Genomic DNA, 2,255 nt, shown 5'->3' with positions numbered 1-2,255 from the left:
TCGCCGGAGGCATCAGTCGCAGGCGGGCCCTCGCGCATCGAGCACGCGGATCGCCCACGCGCACCATTCGATGTTCTCGCGCTCGAAAGTGATCCCCCGGCGCAGCGTCAGATAAGGGCCGATCCGGGTCGCCGTGTGCAGGAAGGAGTCCTCTTCGCGGCCGTCCAGCAGCCGATCGCGCAATTGCTCGAAACGCTGCAGCCTCTCTCGGGCGATGGCCAACCGCTCGACGAGGTGCCCGCTGACCAGATCGGGCTCCACGATGTCCACGGCCTGTACCTGCACGAGCAGGTCGTCTCGGATGGCGGACGGCTTGGCCTCCTGTGCCGCAAACGCGCGCAAAGCATCGACCCCCGCAGGTGTCAGCTGGAAAACGCGCTTGTTGGGCCGCTTAGCCTGCTCGACCAGACGCGCCTCGACCAGACCGTCGGCCTCCATGCGCTCCAACTCGCGGTAGAGCTGCTGGGGCGCGGCCATCCAGAAGTTGGCGATCGAGCCGTCGAACGTCTTGGCCAGGTCATAGCCCGACGACTCGCCGTCGAGAAGAGTGGCCAGAATCGCGTCGCGCAGCGCCATCACGTCAGCCTAGGCGGCGTTGACTAGTCAATCCGTTGCCTAGCCGCGAGCTCGGCGATCGCCTCGGCCTGGATCCGGCCGAATTGCTCACCCATGGCGGCCGAGAGGGCGTGGGCGCCCTGCAGTGGGCGCACCATCACCATGAGGTCGACGATCTTGCCGTCGCCATCGGTGCGAATGAAGTCGCAGCCGTTCACGACCTTGCCGTCCACCGTCGCCTCGAAGACGAGCGCGGAGTCTCGCCCGCCGGCATCGACGATCTCGCGGACGTAGTGGAAGTCCTCGAACACCCGCAGGACCCCGCGCAGGATCGCTGCCGTGATCGGCTTGCCGTCATAGGGCGTGAACGCCACCGGGCTCGTGAAACGCACGTCATCGGCCAGCAGGTCGGCAATGGCGTCGAGATCGCGCGCCTCGACGGCCGCTCGGAAGGCGTGCATGACATGCTCCTTAGGCAACTCGTTGACTAGTCATGAATATAGGCAGGGCGGTATGCCGTGTCCACGGGTTCGGCGTCACGCGGGCGCCTGCGGCGCGCACACTCCCCACGCCTGCGTACCCCGAGTCCATGAGTTCCGCGCCACGCGCCGTGTATGTCGTGCTCTCACGTAATCCTTAGACGCCCGCATACGATGCCTGCATGGACCCGATCCGGAACCCTTATGCCCCCGGCGCCGGCCAGCGCCCGCCCGAGCTCGCCGGGCGCGATGAGCAGCTACAGACCTTCGACGTGGTGCTGCAGCGGGTGGCAAAAGGGCGCCCCGAGCGCTCGCTGATCCTGACCGGATTGCGGGGTGTCGGAAAGACGGTGCTGCTCAACGCCCTTCGCGGCCAAGCCGTCCGAGCCGGTTGGGGCACAGGGAAGTTCGAGGCACGGCCCGATCAGACCTTGCGGCGGCCGATCGCGGCAGCGGCGCATGTCGCCGTGCGGGAACTCGGGCATACGCAAGCGGATCAGGTCGACCACGTGCTCGGCGTCATCAAGTCCTTTGCCCAACGGGACAACGCACCCAACGCGAAACTGCGAGACCGATGGAATCCAGGTATCGACGTGAATGCCGTTCCGGGGCGGGCGGATTCGGGCGATATCGAGATCGACCTGGTTGAACTCCTGACCGACATCGGCGGCCTCGCCGCCGACCTCGGGCGGGGGGTCGCGATCTTCATCGACGAGATGCAGGACCTCGGGCCTGAGGACATCTCGGCGCTATGCGCGGCCTGTCACGAGATCTCTCAGGCCTCGCTGCCCGTCCTCGTCGTCGGCGCCGGGCTGCCCCACCTCCCGGCCGTCCTCTCGGCCTCAAAGTCCTACTCCGAGAGGCTATTCCGGTATGCCCGCATCGATCGCCTAGAGCGTGACGCCGCCGCTGCAGCGCTGAGCGTGCCGGCCGCGGACGAGGACGCCGCCTTCACCCCGGACGCCCTCGACCACATGTATGCGGTGACGGGCGGATATCCCTATTTCATCCAGGCATACGGCAAGGAAGTCTGGGATGTCGCGCCTGCGACCCCGATCACGGCCGACGATGTCCGCGTCGCGGTCCCGCGCGCCGAGGCCGAACTCGCCGTCGGCTTCTTCGGGAGCCGGTATGAACGAGCCACGCCCGCCGAGCGCGACTACCTACGCGCGATGGCCGCAGTCGCCCTGGTCGACCTGGACGGCGCGGTCGTCGGCGGGC

3 protein-coding genes are annotated in these 2,255 nt (G+C 67.5%); 1 reads left to right on the top strand and 2 read right to left on the bottom strand.

All coding sequences use genetic code 11. The features are described 5' to 3' along the window. Window positions 1-12 precede the first annotated feature (12 nt). Window positions 13-576 carry a PadR family transcriptional regulator gene (locus tag PKH97_RS06505; protein ID WP_324386594.1) on the bottom strand — a complete coding sequence of 188 codons (564 nt, stop codon included), beginning with the start codon at window positions 574-576 and terminating at the stop codon, window positions 13-15. 23 nt (window positions 577-599) lie between these two features. Next, on the bottom strand, window positions 600-1,016 hold the full coding sequence (locus PKH97_RS06500; protein WP_324386593.1) for a nuclear transport factor 2 family protein: 417 nt from the start codon (window positions 1,014-1,016) through the stop codon (window positions 600-602). A 200-nt stretch (window positions 1,017-1,216) separates the two neighbouring features. On the opposite strand from PKH97_RS06500, the gene PKH97_RS06495 reads away from it, so the two are divergent. Beyond that, a partial coding sequence (locus PKH97_RS06495) for an ATP-binding protein (RefSeq protein WP_324386592.1) occupies window positions 1,217-2,255 on the top strand: 1,039 nt, incomplete at its 3' end.

It is taken from the genome of Nostocoides sp. (assembly GCF_035343835.1).
Taxonomy (GTDB): domain Bacteria; phylum Actinomycetota; class Actinomycetes; order Actinomycetales; family Dermatophilaceae; genus Nostocoides_A; species Nostocoides_A vanveenii.
This window is presented reverse-complemented; position numbering and strand designations above follow the sequence as displayed.